Below are 18,712 nucleotides of genomic sequence, written 5' to 3' on the forward strand. Positions count from 1 at the left end.
GCAAAGGTCATGAAAACCACAATAAAAAGACAGTGCGTTTATGTTGTTGCCGTTACTGCCGTGCTCAGCCTGTATGCCGCCGGCGCGTACCGTATCGAGCAGATGCGGCAGACGCCACGCATGGCAGTGGTCTGCACATTGGGGCACTGCGTTCCCACCGACGCGACGTTCAGCGCGCTTCGTTGACGCTGCACAGGCTCTTCACGCTGTGGAAATGCCGACAGCCTGCTATCGATTAGCAAGCTAACGGACTAGACTTGGCAAAAATTCCTGCCGGTATTGCAGGCTAATCTGCCAAGCGAGCCCCTTCTGTGACGAGTCTCAATCAACCCCGTCCGGACATCCGCAGCATTTTGTTTGCGCTGATGATGGCCGTCTTCCTCAGTGCGCTGGATCAGACCATTGTCGCGGTCTCGATGCCGGCCATCTCTGCACAATTCCACGATTTCGACCTGCTCGCCTGGGTGATCTCGGCCTATATGGTCGCGCTTACGGTGGCCGTACCGATCTACGGCAAGTTGGGGGATTTGTACGGCCGCCGTCGATTGATGCTCTTTGGCCTGGCCACGTTTACCCTCGCCTCGCTGTTTTGCGCCCTGGCCCAGAGCATGGAACAACTGGTGCTGGCGCGGGTGCTGCAAGGCATCGGCGCGGGCGGGATGGTTTCGGTCAGCCAGGCCATCATCGGCGACATCGTTCCGCCCCGTGAACGTGGCCGCTACCAGGGTTACTTCAGCGGGATGTACGCAGCGGCCAGTGTTGCCGGCCCGGTGCTGGGCGGTTTCATGACCGAGTATCTGTCCTGGCGCTGGGTGTTCATCATCAACCTGCCGCTGGGCCTGGCGGCGTGGTGGGTGGCGCGAAAGACGCTGGTCGGTCTGCCGGTGCCTCAGCGCAAACCGGTCATTGATTACCTGGGCACCGTGCTGATGATCATCGGGCTGACCGCGCTGCTGCTGGGCATTACCGAGATTGGCCAAGGGCACAGCTGGCGCGACGAATCGGTGCTCACGCAGCTGTCGGTGGCGCTGCTCGCGCTGGTGATCTTCGTGCTGTATGAAAGGCGCGCCCGCGAGCCATTGTTGCCGATGCACTTGTTTGCCAACCGCAGCGCCGTGCTCTGCTGGTGCACGATCTTCTTCACCAGTTTTCAGGCCATCTCACTGATCGTGCTGCTGCCGTTGCGGTTTCAGACCGTCACGGGCGCAGGTGCAGACAGCGCCGCACTGCACTTGATGCCGCTGGCCATCGGCATGCCGATGGGCGCGTATTTCGGAGGACGACGCACTTCGCTTACCGGTCGTTACAAACCGATCATTCTCGCGGGCGCAGCGCTGATGCCGCTGGCGATTCTGGGGATCGCTTTCACCCCGGCGGAGTCGGCAGTTTTGACGAGTCTGTTCATGGTGTTGACCGGCATCGCCAGCGGTCTGCAATTCCCGACTTCGCTGGTGGGCACGCAGAATTCGGTGGAGGTCAAGGACATGGGTGTAGCGACCAGCACTACCAATCTATTTCGCTCGCTCGGCGGCGCGGTGGGTGTAGCTACGATGTCTGCGCTGCTGCTGGCAATGCTTGCCGGTTCAGGCATCGCTGAGGTCGGCGGTTCGATGGCTGAGGGTTCGGGCAATTTGCTGATGGACAGCCTGAACGCCGCCAGCGGTCCGGCGCTCGGATTACTGCGTGGCCAGTTATCGATGACCTTTCAGCATTTACTGATGGGCAGCGCGGCCGTGTCATTACTGGGCCTCGCGGCAGCCCTGGCGATGCCCAACAATGTGTTGCGCGGCCGGCACGACAAGGACCGATAGCCGGCGTCTTGACGGGTCAGCCGCTGTAATACCCGACCGCCACCAGGTAGCCGCCGACTCTGCGCACATAGGCATGCTTGTGCTCGACCTTGCCGGTCACCGGGTTGCGCCAGCGGTATTCGTAGTCGCCTTCGGCCTGCTGCCTGACTATCTCAAGGATCGGAATGCCGACGGGTTTGCCTTCCGGGTCCTTGACCTTGCTGAAGTCGGTATTGACCAGCCGCAGGTTAGTGCCATGGGCGACATAGCGCTTTGATGCCAGGTCCACGACAAAGACATACAGGTCGTCTTCGAGGAATCCGCCTTTCAGGTCGTTGATTGCGCGGACCGTGCCGTCTCTGTCCTGCTCAATTGCTTTGGATGCCTTATCGAGCAATGCCCTGGCCTGCTCTGGCGATGCGCGCGGCAGGTAATAGCCCACCGCCAAGACCCGATTGGCGAGACGCTGAAAGTACACACGTTTGCGCTCGACCTTGCCGTCGCGCCAGTTCTGCCAGCGATATTCAGCTTGTTGTACGCCTGCGCTCTCGGGGGTCTGCAGCACGTGCTTGAAGGTCTTTTGCAGTTCCGGATCGAGCACTGATGAAACATCTCGCCCGATCAAGGCCACCGAAGGCCCGCCGCTGGCGAGCATGATGCCTTGGGTGTCGGTGACGAAAACGTAACGCTCGCCGTCGACGAACTCGCCCTGACGGCTGAACTCGGCCAGCGACTTGTCGCCCTGGACGCGATATCGGGCAACGGCTTTCTCAAGCAGAGCCTTGGCAGCTGCGGCCTCCTGCGCTTCGTCACCCGCAGCCCAGCACTGACCCATAAAAAAGACGGTGAGCGTGCCGACCAGAAGTTTTTTGAGGATGTCCTGTGAACCGACTGCCATGGCCTTTGCCCCATTCTTGTTGGTATGGCACCTAGCGTAGATGGCAGATCGCAATAAGGAAGCATTCGGGAGTTAAATGGGGGACGCGGCTGAATAGGCCCTGAACACCGGGCGATTAACGTAAAGCCACGGTAAACCGCCTGTTCAACCCGGCAAAGGCGAGGTATAGATACAGGCCAAGCGCCATTTGGCTCCAAGGGGACGACCGCGCGCCGTCCGCGAGCCGAGTCACGCCTTGCTGGCAATAACCGCCTGCTGACTCGCAGGCGCTGGAGGCAGCCCGGCATCGCGCAGTGCGGGGCTGAAGCGAAGCATGTCGAGAATGCCGTCAACCAGACGTTCGGCGTCGTTTTGCAGGGAGAAGCTCTCCGGCACCAGCAACCACTGCCCCAGAATGCCGTGGATATAAGCATGCAGACAGATGGCCGCGCGCTGCGGGTTCAGGTCTGCCGGCAATTGCCCTTGGCGGGAAGCATTGCTGAGCGCCAGCGCGATTCGTTCGTTGGCGTCGAGCCAGACAAATTGACGCTGTTGACGCATGTCACACATTTCGTCGGTAAATTCGAATTTATGAAACAGAATTTCATTGATGCGGCGGGTCTTGGGATCGTTGGCAACTTGCTGAAACAAATGAATGAGAAGCTTGCGCGTCCACCCCAGCGGATCAACTTCATCCTCGCTTTCGCTTGCGCGTGCCATTTCTTCAAGGGGTTCATGGAGACTGTCGAGCATCGCCTGAACCAGATCGGCCTTATTGCTGAAGTGCCAATAGATCGCGCCACGGGTCACGCCCGCCAAGGCAGCAATGTCTGCAAGCGTTGTGCGCGAGACCCCTCGATCGTAGAAAGCCTGCTCGGCAGCTTCGAGAATCTGCCTGCGTGTTTCCTGAGCCTCTTCTTTCGTGCGTCGGACCATGGCAGTAAAAACCTCAATAAAAATGCTTCAGGCGCTCTGGTCGAGTGGCCTGCACAGCACGTCGGGCGGCCTTTGTAATGCCTTGTCCCGGACCTACAATCGATGCCCTCGGTGCGTTGGAGTGTCGCAGACGTGGGTGTTTACAAACAACCGTGAACGTAAGTATATTCATTAGCATGCTACTTATCCAGCAGGAACCCTTTCCCGCCCCTTTCCACTTTTCATGAGTTCAGGCTCCTGACCCGAGGATCTTCATGCAATTCAAGCCAGCTGTTACCGTACTGGTCACTGCCGTTGCCCTGGCATCGCTGCTTAGCGGATGCAGTAAAAAGGAAGAAGCGGCCCCGGCACCACCGCCCCCTCAGGTCGGCGTCGTTACTCTGAAAACCCAGGCTTACACGCTGACATCCGAGCTGCCCGGCCGAACCACTGCGTTTCGCATCGCAGAAGTTCGTCCGCAAGTGAACGGCATCATCCTCAAGCGCCTGTTCACCGAAGGTGCAGACGTCAAGGCAGGCCAGCAGCTTTACCAGATCGATCCGGCGCTCTATCAGGCCACCCTCGACAGCGCCAAGGCGACGTACGAGTCTTCCAACTCGCTGGCGGGCCGTTACAAGCAACTGATCAACGAGCAAGCCGTCAGCCGTCAGGAATACGACACGGCGGTGGGTTCGGCCCGTGAAGCCAAGGCGGCGGTGCAAACTGCCGAAATCAACCTGCGCTATACCAAGGTTTACGCCCCGATCTCCGGCCGTATTGGCCGCTCGCTGGTGACCGAAGGTGCGCTGGTCAGCAATGGTCAGGCGGATGCCATGGCCACCATTCAGCAACTCGACCCGATCTACGTCGACGTGATTCAGTCTTCTGCTGAAATGCTCAAACTGCGTCGAGAGCTGGAAAGCGGCCAGCTGCAGAAAGCCGGCGACAACGCTGCCAAGGTCAAGCTGGTGCTGGAAGACGGCAGCATTTATCCGGTCGAAGGCAAGCTTGAATTCTCCGAGGTCTCGGTTGACGAAACCACTGGCTCGGTGACCTTGCGCGCCATGTTCCAGAACCCTGACCACACCCTGCTGCCGGGCATGTTCGTGCATGCGCGTCTGCAATCAGGCGTCGCAGCCAATGCGATTCTGGTGCCGCAACAAGGCATCACCCGTGACCTGAAAGGCACGCCGACGGCGCTGGTGGTCAACGCCGACAACAAGGTCGAAACGCGCACCCTCGTCGCCAACCGCACCATCGGCAGCGACTGGCTGGTCGAAAAAGGCCTGAACGCTGGTGATCGCGTCATCACCGAAGGCCTGCAATACGTCAAGCCAGGTGCCGAAGTGAAGGTGGCTGAAGCCAGCAATGTCAACGCAGAGAACCCGGCCCCTGCCCCGGCAACTGATAAAGCCGCAGGCAGTAAAGGGGAGTAATTCATGTCGAAATTCTTTATCGACCGGCCAATTTTCGCGTGGGTAATTGCCCTCGTGATCATGCTGGTGGGGACGCTGTCGATCCTCAAGTTACCGATCAACCAGTACCCGGCGATTGCGCCACCGGCCATCGCCATCCAGGTAACCTACCCGGGCGCCAACGCGCAAACCGTGCAGGACACCGTGGTTCAGGTGATCGAGCAGCAACTCAACGGTATCGACAACCTGCGTTATGTGTCCTCGGAAAGTAACTCCGACGGCAGCATGACCATCACCGCGACGTTCAATCAGGGCACCAACCCGGACATCGCGCAGGTTCAGGTCCAGAACAAGCTCAACCTCGCCACCCCGCTGCTGCCGCAAGAAGTGCAGCAACAGGGCATCCGCGTGACCAAGGCGGTGAAAAACTTCCTGATGGTGGTTGGCCTGGTGTCCGAAGATGGCAGCATGGGCAAGGAAGACTTGTCCAACTACATCGTGTCGAACATGCAGGATCCGATCTCCCGTACCTCCGGTGTGGGTGACTTTCAGGTGTTCGGTGCGCAGTACGCGATGCGTATCTGGCTCGACCCGGCCAAGCTGAACAACTTCCAGCTGACGCCAGTCGACGTCAAAACCGCGATCACTGCCCAGAACGTTCAGGTGTCCTCCGGCCAGATCGGCGGCCTGCCTGCGCTCAAGGGTCAGCAGCTGAACGCTACGATTATCGGTAAAACCCGTCTGCAGACCGCCGAACAGTTCGGCAATATTCTGCTGAAGGTCAATCAGGACGGTTCGCAGGTTCGCCTCAAAGACGTCGCCAAGGTTGGTCTGGGTGGCGAGAACTACAGCATCGACGCGCAGTTCAACGGCAAGCCGGCTTCCGGTCTGGCGATCAAGCTGGCGACCGGCGCGAATGCTCTGGACACCGCCAAGGCGATCCGCGCCACGATCTCCCAGCTGGAACCTTTCTTCCCGCCTGGCATGAAAGTGGTTTACCCGTACGACACCACACCGGTTGTTCAGGAATCGATCACCGGCGTGGTTCATACCCTGGGTGAGGCGATCATCCTGGTGTTCCTGGTGATGTACCTGTTCCTGCAAAACTTCCGCGCAACGATCATCACCACGATGACCGTCCCGGTAGTATTGCTGGGTACCTTCGGGATCCTCGCGGCAGCCGGCTTCACCATCAACACGCTGACCATGTTCGGGGTGATCCTGGCCATCGGCTTGCTGGTGGACGATGCCATCGTCGTGGTGGAAAACGTCGAGCGGGTAATGGCGGAAGACAAACTTTCGCCGCGTGACGCGACGATCAAGTCCATGGAGCAGATCCAGGGGGCGCTGGTCGGTATCGCACTGGTTCTGTGTGCGGTGCTGTTGCCAATGGCCTTCTTCGGCGGCTCGACCGGTGTGATTTACCGGCAGTTCTCGATCACCATCGTTTCGGCAATGGCGCTGTCGGTGCTGGTCGCATTGATCTTCACCCCGGCGTTGTGTTCGACCCTGCTCAAGCCGATTGACCATGAGAAACACGGGCAGCCGAAACGTGGATTCTTTGGCTGGTTCAACCGCACCTTCGACCGCAGCGTACTGAGCTACGAGCGCGGCGTGGGCAATATGATCAAGCACAAGATCCCGGCCTACATCGTCTACGTGCTGATCGTCTGCGGCACCATCTGGATGTTTACCCGCATCCCGAGCGCGTTCCTGCCGGAAGAAGACCAGGGCGTGATCTTCGCTCAGGTGCAGACCCCTCCAGGCTCGTCGGCAGAACGCACGCAGACCGTCATCGACAACATGCGCAAGTACCTGCTTGAAGAAGAGTCCGGCGCGGTCAACTCGGTGTTCACCGTGAACGGCTTCAACTTCGCCGGCCGCGGTCAAAGCTCGGGCCTTGCGTTCATCATGCTCAAGCCGTGGGGCGATCGTGATGCGTCCAACAGCGTGTTCGAGTTGGCCAAACGGGCGCAGCAGCACTTCTTCGGCTTCCGTGATGCGATGACCTTTGCGGTCGTGCCGCCAGCGGTACTGGAGCTGGGTAACGCCACCGGTTTTGACGTTTATCTGCAGGATCAGGGCGGCGTGGGTCATGCCAAGCTGATGGAAGCGCGTAACCAACTGCTGGGTATGGCGGCGCAGAGCAAGGTTCTGGCGGGCGTACGTCCGAACGGTCTGAACGATGAGCCGCAATACCAGCTGGTGATTGACGACGAGCGCGCGCAGGCATTGGGCCTGAGCCTGTCGGACATCAACACCACGCTGTCCATCGCGATGGGTGGCAACTACGTCAACGACTTCATCGACCGCGGTCGGGTCAAGAAGGTGTACGTGCAAGGCGATGCCAGTGCGCGGATGAAGCCCGAAGACCTGAAGAAGTGGTACGTGCGCAACAGCTCCGGCGAAATGGTCCCGTTCGCCTCGTTCGCGACCGGCGAGTGGGTGTTCGGTTCGCCAAAACTGTCGCGTTACAACGGTGTCCCTGCCGAAGAAGTTCTGGGTACGCCGGCACCTGGCTACAGTACCGGTCAGGCCATGGCCGAGGTCGAGCAACTGGCGAAGAAACTGCCAGCTGGCGTTGGCCTTTCCTGGACAGGCCTGTCCTATGAGGAGCGCCTGTCCGGTTCGCAGGCACCGGCGTTGTACGCGCTGTCCATTCTGATCGTGTTCCTGTGTCTGGCGGCGTTGTACGAAAGCTGGTCCATTCCGATCGCGGTCTTGCTGGTCATTCCGCTGGGGGTCATCGGTGCGCTGATGGCAACGAGCTTGCGCGGGCTGTCCAACGACGTGTTCTTCCAGGTGGGCCTGTTGGTGACGGTGGGTCTGGCGGCGAAAAACGCCATCCTTATCGTCGAGTTCGCCAAGGAATTGCACGAACAAGGCAAAGGGATCGTCGAGGCGACCATCGAGGCGTGTCGGATGCGTCTGCGGCCGATCGTGATGACGTCCATGGCGTTCATCCTCGGTGTGGTCCCGCTGGCCATTTCGTCGGGCGCCGGTGCCGGTAGCCAGCATTCGATCGGTACGGGCGTGATCGGCGGTATGATTACCGCGGTTATTCTCGCGATCTTCTGGGTACCGCTGTTCTTCGTTTCGGTATCCTCGCTGTTCAAAGGCAAACAGAAACACACTCCACACGATGAGGCTGGCCAATGAGCAAGTCCCTGATCTCGCTGGCAGTCACCGCGTTCATTCTCGGCGGCTGCTCGTTGATCCCCGAGTACCAGCAACCCGCCGCGCCAGTGCCCGCGCAGTTTCCTCAAGGTCCGGCATACTCGCCGGCCCAGGCGGCCAACCAGGCAGCGGCCGAGCAAGGCTGGCGTCAGTTTTTCCATGACCCGGCGCTGCAGCAGCTGATTCAGACGTCGCTGCAAAACAACCGTGACCTGCGCGTTGCGGCGCTCAACATCGACGCTTACCGCGCGCAGTACCGCATTCAACGTGCGGATCTGTTTCCGGGCGTAGCGGCTTCGGCTACCGGTACTCGCCAGCGTGTACCGGGCGATCTGTCACAAACAGGCGAGTCCCGCATCACCAGTCAGTATTCGGTAGGGCTGGGGGTAAGTTCGTACGAGCTGGACCTGTTCGGCCGCGTACGCAGCCTGAGTGAGCAGGCGCTGCAGACCTACTTTGCCGGTGAAGAGGGTCGTCGCAGCACGCAGATCAGCCTGGTGGCCAACGTCGCCAACGCTTATCTGACGTGGCAGGCGGACAAGGAACTGCTCAAGCTGACGCAGGACACTCTGGGCGCGTTCGAAGAAAGCCTGCGCCTGACTTCGCGCAGCAGCGAAGTTGGCGTGGCCTCGGCACTGGACCTGGCGCAGTCGCGCACCTCGGTCGAAAGCGCCCGCGTCAAGCTGGCGCAGTATCAACGCCTGGTTGCGCAGGATGAAAACAATCTGGTGCTGCTGCTAGGCACCGGTTTGCCGGCTAACCTGCCCGCCTCGCAACCGTTGAGTGCCGACATGCTCAACGAGATGCCGCCGGGACTGCCGTCCGAGTTGCTGCAGCGTCGTCCGGACATTCTTCAGGCCGAATACAGCCTGAAGGCGGCCAACGCCAACATCGGCGCAGCACGCGCCGCGTTCTTCCCCAGCATCAGCCTGACGGCCAGTGCAGGCACGGCGAGCGGCGACCTGAGCGGTCTGTTCAAGGGCGGTTCGGGCACCTGGTTGTTTGAGCCGACGATCAATCTGCCAATCTTCAACGCGGGCAGTCTGCGCGCAAGCCTGGACTACTCGAAGATTCAGAAAGACATCGGCGTTGCCAACTATGAGAAGGCGATTCAGACAGCGTTCCAGGAAGTGTCCGACGGCCTTGCCGCGCGCAAGACCTTCACCGATCAGCTCAAGGCGCAGACTGACTTCGTCAACGCCAACCAGGACTACTACCGTCTGGCCGAGCGTCGGTATCGCATCGGCATCGACAGCAACCTGACCTTCCTTGACGCCCAGCGTCAGTTGTTCAGCGCGCAACAGTCGCTCATCACCGATCGCCTGGCGCAGCTCAACAGCGAGGTCAATCTGTACCGGGCACTGGGCGGTGGCTGGTACGAACAGACCCCGACCGGCGAGCGCCAGCCCACAGCGGGTGACGTGCCTTCGACGCGTTTGTTCTGATACTGCGCACAAAAAAACCCACCAATCGGTGGGTTTTTTTTGGCCCGGCGCAGCGCCCGGCATAACAGGCAGGTGCAGCAAAACCATGCCGTTATCTCAGGACAGAGTTATCCCAGCAGGAAGTCCGTCACGCGCAGGGCAAACACTTCACCCAGTTCAACACTGGACAGGTGCGCTGCGTAGTAATCCGACAGCTGACTGCCGTAAATGTGGTTCTGCAGGAAGTGCCCGTCCGCGACCGTGGTAACCGAATCGTGGCTGGCGCAGATGATCAGCGTGGGGACGTTGATCGAGCTGACTTCCTTGCGCAAGTCGGCGTCACGCACAGCGGCGCAGCAGGCGGCATAGCCCAACGGCGAGGTCGCGGCCAGCACGTCGGTGATGGCGGTAACTTTGTCGGCGTGTTGTTGGGCAAAGTCGGGAGTAAACCAGCGTCCTGCGGCGCCCGCTGCAAGTTCTTTCATCGCCTGCGCCCCGCCCTTCTCCACCAGCTCCAGACGCGGCCCCCACATGTCTGCGTCGCCGATTTTAGCGGCTGTATTGCACAGGATGAGCTTGTGCAGCCTATCGCTCGCGTGAATGCCCAGCCACTGACCGATCAGGCCGCCCATGGACAGCCCGCAAAAGTGCGCGCGGTCGATGTTCAGCGCATCAAGCAGTGCCAGCACGTCGCGCCCGAGTTGCTCGACTGTGTATGGCCCTTGCGTGACGAGGGACTGGCCATGCCCTCGTGTGTCGTAACGCAGAATGCGGAACGACTTGCTCAGCGCCGCCACCTGCGCGTCCCACATGTGCAGATCGGTGCCCAGCGAGCTGGACAGGACCAGCACCGGCGCATCTGCTTCGCCATCCATTTGATAATGCAGCTCACCGTCTTCGAGTGATACGAACGCCATGGCAATGTCCTCTCCGTCAAACAAGTGGAATCAACGAATCGATCAGGGGTTGCGCGTGCCTTGAGCGGGCACGCGCGGCGGGATCAGTGATCCTCGTGCAGGTAGGCCGGTTTCTTCGGCAGTCGCAGACTGAACAGGAAAGCAATCGCCATCATCGCTGTAACGTACCAGTAAAAGGTGTTTTCCATGCCCATGTTCTTGAGGCCCAGAGCGACGTATTCAGCCGAGCCGCCAAACACCGCGTTGGCTACGGCGTACGCCAGGCCAACACCCAGCGCACGCACTTGCACCGGAAACATCTCGGCTTTTACCAGCCCGCTGATGGAGGTGTAGAAGCTGACAATGGCCAGCGCCAGGGTGATCAGCACGAATGCGATGACCGGGCTGGTAGTCGTCTTGAGTGTCAGCAACAACGGTACGGTGCACAGCGTGCCCAGCCCGCCGAACCACAGCATTGAGGCACGACGCCCGATTTTGTCCGCCAGCATGCCGAACACTGGCTGCATGCACATGTACAGGAAAAGCGCGCCGGTCATGATGTAGCTGGCGACTTTGGGGTCCATGTGCACCGTGTTGACGAGGTACTTCTGCATGTAGGTGGTGAACGTGTAGAAAATCAGCGAGCCACCGGCGGTGTAGCCCAACACGGTAATGAACGCCGCTTTGTGATCGCGGAACAACGCGGACACGCTCCCGGCATCCTTGTTCTGGCGGACCTCGGCGGTGGTGGTTTCCTTGAGCGACCGGCGCAGGACGAGGGAGATGACCGCAGCCACCGCACCGACCACGAAAGGTATCCGCCAGCCGTAGGCTTTCAGCTCATCGGCACTGAGAAACTGCTGCAGGATGACCACCGTCAGTACCGCCAGCAACTGGCCGCCAATCAGCGTCACGTACTGAAACGAGGCGAAAAACCCACGCTGCCCCCGCAACGCGACTTCGCTCATATACGTGGCCGTGGTGCCGTATTCACCGCCCACAGAGAGCCCTTGGAATAAACGAGCCATCAGCAACAGGAACGGCGCCCATGCACCGATCGAGGCGTAGGTCGGCAGGCAGGCGATGACCAGCGAACCGGCGCACATCATCAGCACGGAGATCATCATGGAATTTTTGCGACCGTGCTTGTCCGCCACGCGGCCAAACAGCCAGCCCCCGATGGGGCGCATCAAAAAGCCCGCCGCGAACACGCCTGCGGTGTTCAGCAGTTGTACGGTCGGGTCATCGGACGGAAAAAACGCGGGTGCGAAGTAGATCGCGCAGAAGGCGTAGACATAAAAGTCGAACCATTCCACAAGGTTGCCGGACGAAGCACCGACGATCGCGAAAATTCGCTTGCGTCGTTCTTCCCCGGTGTAGTGAGTCGTTGTCATTATTATCTCCCCAGGTGTTAGTAAGGTCAGCCAGTCTAAGACATAACCTGCAACATTTAGACTTAAGCAGTTACGTTTGGTCATCACAAGGACAACCGCCCAAGTCCTCAAGTTGCCCTTTTCGCGGGACGACCGGATGACTCGGGCAATGAAGGACGAAATCTCGACTCAGCGCGCGATGATCAGCGCCAATCCTTGGCCCACGCCCACGCACATGGTCGCCAGCGCTGTGCTGCCTCCGGTCTTCTCCAATTGATGCAAGGCCGTCAGCACCAGACGCGCACCGCTCATGCCCAGCGGATGACCCAGGGAAATCGAGCCACCGTTGGGGTTGACCTTCGGTGAGTCGTCAGCGATGCTCAGTTCACGAAGCACAGCCAGGGCCTGGCTGGCGAAGGCTTCGTTGAGTTCGATGACGTCTAAATCGTTGACTGTCAGCCCCAGGCGTTTCACCAGCTTGCGCACTGCCGGAACCGGGCCGATGCCCATCACGCGAGGCTCAACCGCGGCGCTGGCCATGCCCAGCACGCGGGCACGCGCCGTCAGGCCATGTTTCTTTACCGCGTCGGCAGACGCCAGAATCATTGCCGCCGCGCCGTCGTTCAGGCCCGCCGCATTGCCCGCAGTGACAGTTTTGCCCGACCCGTTGACTGGCTTCAATCGGGCCAACCCATCCAGACTGGTGTCGGCACGCGGATGCTCATCGGTGTCGACAACTGTCTCGCCTTTTTTATGGGCGATGCGCACCGGAATGATCTCGTCGGCGAAAAAACCGGATGCCTGGGCCGCCGCCGTCCGTTGCTGGCTGCGCACGGCGAACGCGTCCTGGTCTTCCCGCGAAACACCGAAATCTTCAGCCACGTTGTCACCCGTCTGCGGCATGCTTTCGACGCCGTAATGCTCTTGCATCAGCGGATTGACGAAACGCCAGCCCAGCGTGGTGTCTTCCAGCTTCTGGCCGCGGCCGAACGCGCTGTCGGCCTTGCCCATCACAAAGGGCGCGCGGGACATCGACTCGACGCCACCGGCAATCGCCAGATCCATCTCGCCACAGGCGATGGCGCGGAACGCCGAACCGACTGCATCAAGCCCGGAGGCACAAAGACGATTGACGGTTACGCCCGGCACGCTGGCCGGCAAACCCGCCAATAGCGCGGCCATGCGGGCCACGTTGCGGTTGTCTTCACCCGCCTGGTTGGCGCAGCCGAGGAACACTTCGTCCAGCTCCTGCCAGTTGACCGACGGGTTGCGTTCCATCAGGGCTTTTATGGGCAACGCTGCCAGATCATCCGCACGAACAGTCGCCAAGGCGCCGCCAAAGCGGCCAATAGGCGTGCGAATCGCATCGCAGATAAATACCTCACGCATCATGCTTCTCCCGGCGCCTGGCCATGGGCGGCTGCGGTCCGTGCTTCCAGGTCGCGCAGCGCTGTCAGTTCATATTCGGTGGGCGAGTCGGACACCACGACGTTTTCGGCGAAACGGATCGCCCAACCGGTGGCAGCGATTACTTGCTCGCGGGTCACGCCGGGGTGCAGGGTGGTCACGACGAATTCGTGCGTGCCTGCCTCAGGCTCCATGATGCACAGGTCAGTGATGATGCCGACCGGCCCGGCGCCAGGCAGCCCAAGCCGCTTGCGCGAGTCGCCGCCTTCGCCATGGCCGACCGAGGTGACGAAGTCCAGAGTATTGACGAACGTGCGCGGTGACTGTTTGAGGATAATCAACACCTCTTTCGCGGAACCGGCGATTTCCGGCGCCCCGCCAGCCCCCGGCAGGCGCACTTTCGGGTTGTGATAATCGCCGACCACAGTGGTGTTGATGTTGCCGAAACGGTCAACCTGCGCCGCACCCAGGAAACCGACGTCCACCCGCCCGCCCTGCAACCAGTAGCGGAAGATTTCACTGGTCGAAACAACGGTATCCGCCGTCTCGGCCAGTTCGCCGTCGCCGATGGACAGTGGCAGCACGTCGGGTTTCGCGCCGATGGGCCCTGATTCATAAATCAGCACCACGTCAGGGGATGATGTCAGCCGGGCGAGATTGGCAGCCTTCGACGGAAGGCCAATGCCAACGAAGCACACGGCGCCGTTTTTCAGCCGACGCGCTGCAGCCACGGTCATCATTTCGCTGGTGGAATAGGTCATTGGCTTGCCTCCGCCGCGTGGGCCAGCTTGGCCCTGAACGCACTGAAATCGGGTGTGCCGTGGATGTATTCTTCGATCCACGCGGTAAATGCCTCACGGTCCCTGGCGATGGCGTCCCACGCTTGATAGAAGCGGTTATCGCGTTCGTAATAGCCGTGGGCGTAGGAAGGATGAGCGCCGCCGGGCACGACGCAAACGGCGCTGAGTGCCCAGGTCGGCAGCACGCAGGCGTTCATTGGCGCCTTGAGCTCATCGACGATCTCCTCGACCGTGACGATGCAGCGCCTGGCCGCCAGTGCCGCCTCTTTCTGCACACCCAGGATGCCCCACAGCAGCACATTGCCTTTGCGGTCGGCCTTTTGCGCATGGATAACCGTGACGTCGGGACGCACTGCCGGTACCGCCGCGAGCACTTCTCCGGTGAACGGGCACGTTACTGATTTAATCAACGGGTTGACCTTGGGCAGGTCGGAGCCGGCGTAGGCGCGCAGTACCGCAAACGGCAGCCCCGAGGCGCCCGCCACATAAGCGTTAGCGAGGTCGGCGTGACTGTGTTCTTCGATTTCCATCGGCTGCGGCCATTGCCGTTCGACCGCGTCGCGAAGCCGGTGCAGCGAGCCGACCCCCGGGTTGCCGCCCCATGAAAAGACCAGACGCTTCGCACAACCGGCGCCGATCAATTGGTCGTAAATCAGGTCGGGGGTCATGCGGACCAGCGTCAGGTCTTTTTTGCGCTGACGGATGAGCTCGTGGCCCGCCGCAGTAGGGATCAAATGGGTAAAACCTTCCAGCGCAACGATGTCACCATCGTTGACGAACTGCTTCACCGCCTCGTGAAGGGAAAGAATTGCAGCCATGGGGTGCTCCAGGTTCACACTCGGTTTGCGCGCCTTTAGGTGCGGGTTGAAGCCGAGGTTATGCCTGGCGGCGGGAGCGGACAATCCGATAATCGACTAAGTGTTCGATCACCGAACAGAGAGTGAATCGCCCGTTGCCATTGGACTCTCTGCTTGTCAGCAGAGCCGTTTCGTCAGGTGAACAGTTGGGTGCTGAGGTCGCGACTGGCGTCGAGCATGATCGGCAGAAACTTCTGCTCCAGTTCATTGCGGGTGACCCGACCCGCGCTGGTGCTGACATTCAACGCGGCCAGTACCTGGCCCGAAGCATCGTAGACCGGGACGGCAATGGAACGCAGGCCTTGCTCCAGCTCCTGATCGACGATGCACCAACCCTGTTGCCGAACTTGCTGAAGGCATTCGAGCAAGGCTTCCGGGGTGCGCAACGTGCGGCTGGTTTTCGGTTGCAGGTCCACATGATCGAGGTATTCCTGCAGCGACACATCATCAAGCGCGGCCAGCAGAATCCTGCCCATGGAGGTGCAATACGCCGGTAGACGCCCACCCACGGCCAGGTCTACCGAAATCAGCCGCTGAGTCGTGGCCGAGCGCGCAATATAAAGGATGTCGTCGCCCTCCAGCGTGGCCATGTTGCAGGCCTCGTGCAACTGATCGCTCATGCGGTCCAGATAAGGCTGCGACGAAACCGCGAGCGGCGTGGAAGACAGATAGGCATGGCCCAGCGTCAGAACCTTGGGCAGCAGCGAGTAAGTGCGACCGTCGGTGGTGGCGTAGCCCAGTTTGATCAGGGTGTGAAGGCAACGACGAACCGCAGCCCTGGGGATTTCCGTGCGGTGGCTGATCTGGGCAATGGTCAGGTGGCGCTTGCGCTCCTGGAATGCCTGAATGACGGCCAGCCCGCGTGCCAGCGAGGTCATGAAATCGGGATCGCCGGTCAGCGCCTGAATCCTTTTAGCCGGAGACGCAACAATCGGCGGCGCGAGTGACGTAAAGGAGTTACGCAATTGATCGTTCATGCTGGCACCGTTCGTCGTGGCCGCGAAAGCCTTATAGGACGCCACTCTCGCCTGTTTGAACACGCTCGGCAAGCCTGATTTGGGCGATTATCGAACGACTGGGCGATAATCGCAATTGACCGGTCGCCTGGTTGCTTATACCTTTCACATGCCATATGTGGCTTCTTGGAACTACTGGTCAGGTACCCACTGAGAAGTCCCAGGCACGGCCTTGCTTAACCGCAAGGCCGTTTTTGTCTCTGCTGCGACAACTTAGTGTGTAAGCGAATAAATACACATCGGCTATTGGTGTAGTCATCCGCCGTTTATTTACGCCGTCAGAAAACTGTCTTGCTGAATCCAACAAACGAATCGTCAAGTTTCAACATCGGATGAACCTGTAACTTCGGAATCTTCGTACATAGGCAACGTATAAATCCTCAGTTGCCCGACTATGGCAGTCTCTGCTGTTGACTCGGTTGCACATCTTCGCGATAGTGGCCGTCATTGAGCCCTATAACGCTATGGCGTGTTTAAATCCCTCGCCTCACCAGGCATGGATCCAAACTCACGCAGGCATTGCCCGACTCGGTCGCAATGCCCAGCGCCGGCAGACCTGCATCCAGGTCACTTGGCCATCCTGCAGGCGTTCAATAATGAATAAATGTTGCTACGACAGTTTTGTCGTTCCGGTGCACGTAGCCGCCCTTGGTTGAAAGTGTAATCGTCACGCGCAGGAACCCCTGCCCGATGATGAGTTCCGAGCCGGTAAGTTCCTCGGCAGGATTGGCACTTTCCCTTTCAGCGTTGGCAACGGAATTAAACTCGACCCGATCAGGTATTAACGTGACCAAAGATGAACTGCGCGCCGAATTAGAGCGCCAGGAACAACGCTACAAGGAAGTGTACGGCGGCGAAGTGACCACCTATGCAGCGCAACCCGAGCCGGAGCGCAAGCCATGGCGCAAGCGGGCAAGTCTGCTTGATCAGGCCTTCAAACAAGAACTGCAAAAAATGGAAGAGGAGCTCAAGGAAGAGCCTTGAGCCTGAGCCCAGGGGCCACGGGTGCGTCCAGCGGCAAGCCACGCGGCCTGGCAGGCTCGCCCCGATAGACTCGGCTATGCTACAGGGGCGCACTTCGCTCGGCTTCCGGACCGGAAGTCAACGGGCTGTTTGAACAGAAATTTCGTTGCAGGCTGCTACCAATGAGCGGCGTGCCTATCGATTAGTTTTTTTTCTGTCATAATCCCGCCCCCTTAAGACCGGGTCAGAAAACCTTCCATGATCGATCTATTCAGCGGACTGGATGCTTGGGTAATTGTGAGCTTGTTGCTTGCCCTGGCGTTTGTCCTCACCTTCGAGTTCATCAACGGCTTTCATGACACTGCCAACGCGGTGGCGACAGTCATTTACACCAAAGCCATGCCGCCCCATCTAGCGGTGTTCTTTTCAGGTGTGTTCAATTTCCTCGGGGTGCTTCTGGGTGGTGTCGGTGTGGCCTATGCCATCGTCCACCTGCTGCCGGTCGAGTTGTTGATCAACGTCAATACCGGTCACGGGCTGGCCATGGTCTTTTCGCTATTGGCCGCTGCAATTACCTGGAACCTCGGCACCTGGTATTTCGGTATTCCGGCTTCCAGCTCCCATACATTGATTGGCTCCATTCTGGGTGTGGGACTGGCCAACGCGCTGATCAACCACATCCCGCTGGGTGAAGGCGTGAACTGGCAGAAGGCGATCGACATCGGTGCCTCGCTGGTGTTTTCGCCCCTGGCGGGCTTCATCGTTGCAGGCCTGGTCCTGCTGGGCTTGAAGGCGTGGCGCCCCCTGTCGAAGATGCACAAGACGCCTGAGCAACGCCGCAAGCTCGATGATAAAAAGCACCCACCGTTCTGGAATCGTCTGGTACTGGTGATCTCCGCGATGGCGGTGAGTTTTGTACACGGCTCCAACGATGGCCAGAAAGGCATTGGTCTGATCATGCTGGTGCTCATTGGTATCGTACCGGCGCAGTTCGTTCTGGACCTGAGCACCACGACGTACCAGATCGAGCGCACCCGCGACGCCACTTTGCACCTGAGTCAGTTCTATCAGCGCAACAACGCGACACTGGGCGAGTACCTGGCTCTGGGCAAATCCACGACGGGTGATTTGCCCGAGCGCTTCAGCTGCAACCCCGAGCAGACCGAGCCAACCATCGATGCCTTGTTGAACAACCTCAAAGGCGTCAACGACTACCATAGCCTGGCGCCAGAACACCGTATTGAAGTGCGCCGCTATCTGCTGTGCCTGGACGACACGGCACGCAAGGTCGGCAAACTGCCGGCACTGGATGCCCGCGAAAAATCGGATCTCGAGAAGCTGCGCAAGGACCTGACCGCTACCACGGAATACGCCCCGTTCTGGGTCATCTTCGCTGTCGCGCTCGCGCTGGGTATCGGCACCATGGTTGGCTGGAAACGTGTGGTACTGACCATCGGCGAGAAGATCGGCAAGCAAGGCATGACCTATGCACAGGGCATGTCCGCGCAGATCACCACGGCCAGCGCCATTGCGCTTGCCAACGTGTTCAGCCTGCCGGTTTCAACCACCCACATTCTGTCGTCCGGCGTGGCGGGTACCATGGTCGCGAACAAGAGCGGGCTGCAAGGCGGTACCGTGCGAAATATCCTGCTGGCATGGGTGCTGACCCTGCCCGCCACGGTTGCACTCTCCGCAGGATTGTTCTGGTTGGCGTCCAAAGCGCTGGCCTGACACTGCTGACGACAAAAGGCCCATTCACTGAACGGGCTTTTTTATGCGTCGAACAATGGCTTTCAGCGGCC

At 59.9% G+C, this 18,712-nt stretch carries 15 protein-coding genes; 7 read left to right on the top strand and 8 right to left on the bottom strand.

Going from position 1 to position 18,712, the window contains the following annotated elements; genetic code table 11:
• Positions 1 to 9: 9 nt before the first annotated feature.
• Positions 10 to 186 carry a hypothetical protein gene (locus LT42_RS26040; RefSeq protein ID WP_162835408.1) on the top strand — a complete coding sequence of 59 codons (177 nt, stop codon included), beginning with the start codon at positions 10 to 12 and terminating at the stop codon, positions 184 to 186.
• A 125-nt stretch (positions 187 to 311) separates the two neighbouring features.
• The gene (locus tag LT42_RS14985; RefSeq protein WP_037014471.1) at positions 312 to 1,811 is read left to right on the top strand and encodes an MDR family MFS transporter; all 1,500 of its coding nucleotides are present in this window, start codon (positions 312 to 314) and stop codon (positions 1,809 to 1,811) included.
• 16 nt (positions 1,812 to 1,827) lie between these two features.
• On the opposite strand, the gene LT42_RS14990 is transcribed toward LT42_RS14985, so the two are convergent.
• A complete protein-coding gene (locus LT42_RS14990) occupies positions 1,828 to 2,625 on the bottom strand; it encodes a cache domain-containing protein (RefSeq protein WP_152597709.1) in 798 nt (265 codons plus the stop codon).
• 291 nt (positions 2,626 to 2,916) lie between these two features.
• Complete coding sequence (locus LT42_RS14995; RefSeq protein WP_052075292.1) at positions 2,917 to 3,603, bottom strand: TetR family transcriptional regulator; 687 nt, start codon at positions 3,601 to 3,603, stop codon at positions 2,917 to 2,919.
• 254 nt (positions 3,604 to 3,857) lie between these two features.
• Here LT42_RS14995 and LT42_RS15000 point away from each other — a divergent pair, with 254 nt between their 5' ends.
• From LT42_RS15000 to adeC, 3 genes are read left to right on the top strand one after another with little or no spacing between them, the layout of a single operon-like run.
• The gene (locus LT42_RS15000) at positions 3,858 to 5,018 is read left to right on the top strand and encodes an efflux RND transporter periplasmic adaptor subunit (RefSeq protein ID WP_037014475.1); all 1,161 of its coding nucleotides are present in this window, start codon (positions 3,858 to 3,860) and stop codon (positions 5,016 to 5,018) included.
• A gap of 3 nt (positions 5,019 to 5,021) precedes the next feature.
• Entirely contained in the window at positions 5,022 to 8,156 is a 3,135-nt protein-coding gene (locus LT42_RS15005; RefSeq protein WP_037014477.1) for an efflux RND transporter permease subunit, read from the top strand.
• Positions 8,153 to 9,619 (top strand): AdeC/AdeK/OprM family multidrug efflux complex outer membrane factor, encoded by a 1,467-nt coding sequence (gene adeC / locus LT42_RS15010; protein ID WP_037014482.1) that lies wholly within the window; start codon positions 8,153 to 8,155, stop codon positions 9,617 to 9,619. The genes LT42_RS15005 and adeC overlap by 4 nt, the downstream gene beginning before the upstream one ends.
• Before the next feature lie 107 nt (positions 9,620 to 9,726).
• On the opposite strand, the gene pcaD is transcribed toward adeC, so the two are convergent.
• The 6 genes from pcaD to pcaR all read right to left on the bottom strand — a co-directional run bounded on the left by pcaD (position 9,727) and on the right by pcaR (position 15,908).
• Positions 9,727 to 10,515: a 3-oxoadipate enol-lactonase gene (gene pcaD / locus LT42_RS15015; protein WP_037014484.1), complete on the bottom strand. Its 789-nt coding sequence runs from the start codon at positions 10,513 to 10,515 to the stop codon at positions 9,727 to 9,729.
• Between the two features lie 83 nt (positions 10,516 to 10,598).
• The gene (locus LT42_RS15020) at positions 10,599 to 11,888 is read right to left on the bottom strand and encodes an MFS family transporter (RefSeq protein ID WP_037014486.1); all 1,290 of its coding nucleotides are present in this window, start codon (positions 11,886 to 11,888) and stop codon (positions 10,599 to 10,601) included.
• Between the two features lie 168 nt (positions 11,889 to 12,056).
• Positions 12,057 to 13,259 carry a 3-oxoadipyl-CoA thiolase gene (gene pcaF / locus LT42_RS15025; protein ID WP_162835409.1) on the bottom strand — a complete coding sequence of 401 codons (1,203 nt, stop codon included), beginning with the start codon at positions 13,257 to 13,259 and terminating at the stop codon, positions 12,057 to 12,059.
• Positions 13,256 to 14,035: a CoA-transferase subunit beta gene (locus tag LT42_RS15030; RefSeq protein ID WP_037014492.1), complete on the bottom strand. Its 780-nt coding sequence runs from the start codon at positions 14,033 to 14,035 to the stop codon at positions 13,256 to 13,258. Before LT42_RS15030 ends, pcaF begins: the two co-directional genes overlap by 4 nt.
• A complete protein-coding gene (locus tag LT42_RS15035; protein ID WP_037014495.1) occupies positions 14,032 to 14,892 on the bottom strand; it encodes a CoA transferase subunit A in 861 nt (286 codons plus the stop codon). Before LT42_RS15035 ends, LT42_RS15030 begins: the two co-directional genes overlap by 4 nt.
• 173 nt (positions 14,893 to 15,065) lie before the next feature.
• Positions 15,066 to 15,908, bottom strand: coding sequence for a pca regulon transcriptional regulator PcaR (pcaR, locus tag LT42_RS15040; RefSeq protein WP_037017325.1), 843 nt, complete (start codon positions 15,906 to 15,908; stop codon positions 15,066 to 15,068).
• Positions 15,909 to 16,733: 825 nt separating this feature from the next.
• On the opposite strand from pcaR, the gene LT42_RS15045 reads away from it, so the two are divergent.
• Both LT42_RS15045 and LT42_RS15050 read left to right on the top strand, forming a co-directional pair.
• Positions 16,734 to 16,931, top strand: a complete 198-nt coding sequence (locus LT42_RS15045; protein ID WP_037014498.1) for a hypothetical protein — start codon at positions 16,734 to 16,736, stop codon at positions 16,929 to 16,931.
• 237 nt (positions 16,932 to 17,168) lie between these two features.
• Positions 17,169 to 18,641 (top strand): inorganic phosphate transporter, encoded by a 1,473-nt coding sequence (locus LT42_RS15050; protein WP_037014502.1) that lies wholly within the window; start codon positions 17,169 to 17,171, stop codon positions 18,639 to 18,641.
• Positions 18,642 to 18,712 lie beyond the last annotated feature (71 nt).

The organism is Pseudomonas lutea, assembly GCF_000759445.1.
GTDB classification, from domain to species: Bacteria; Pseudomonadota; Gammaproteobacteria; order Pseudomonadales; family Pseudomonadaceae; genus Aquipseudomonas; species Aquipseudomonas lutea.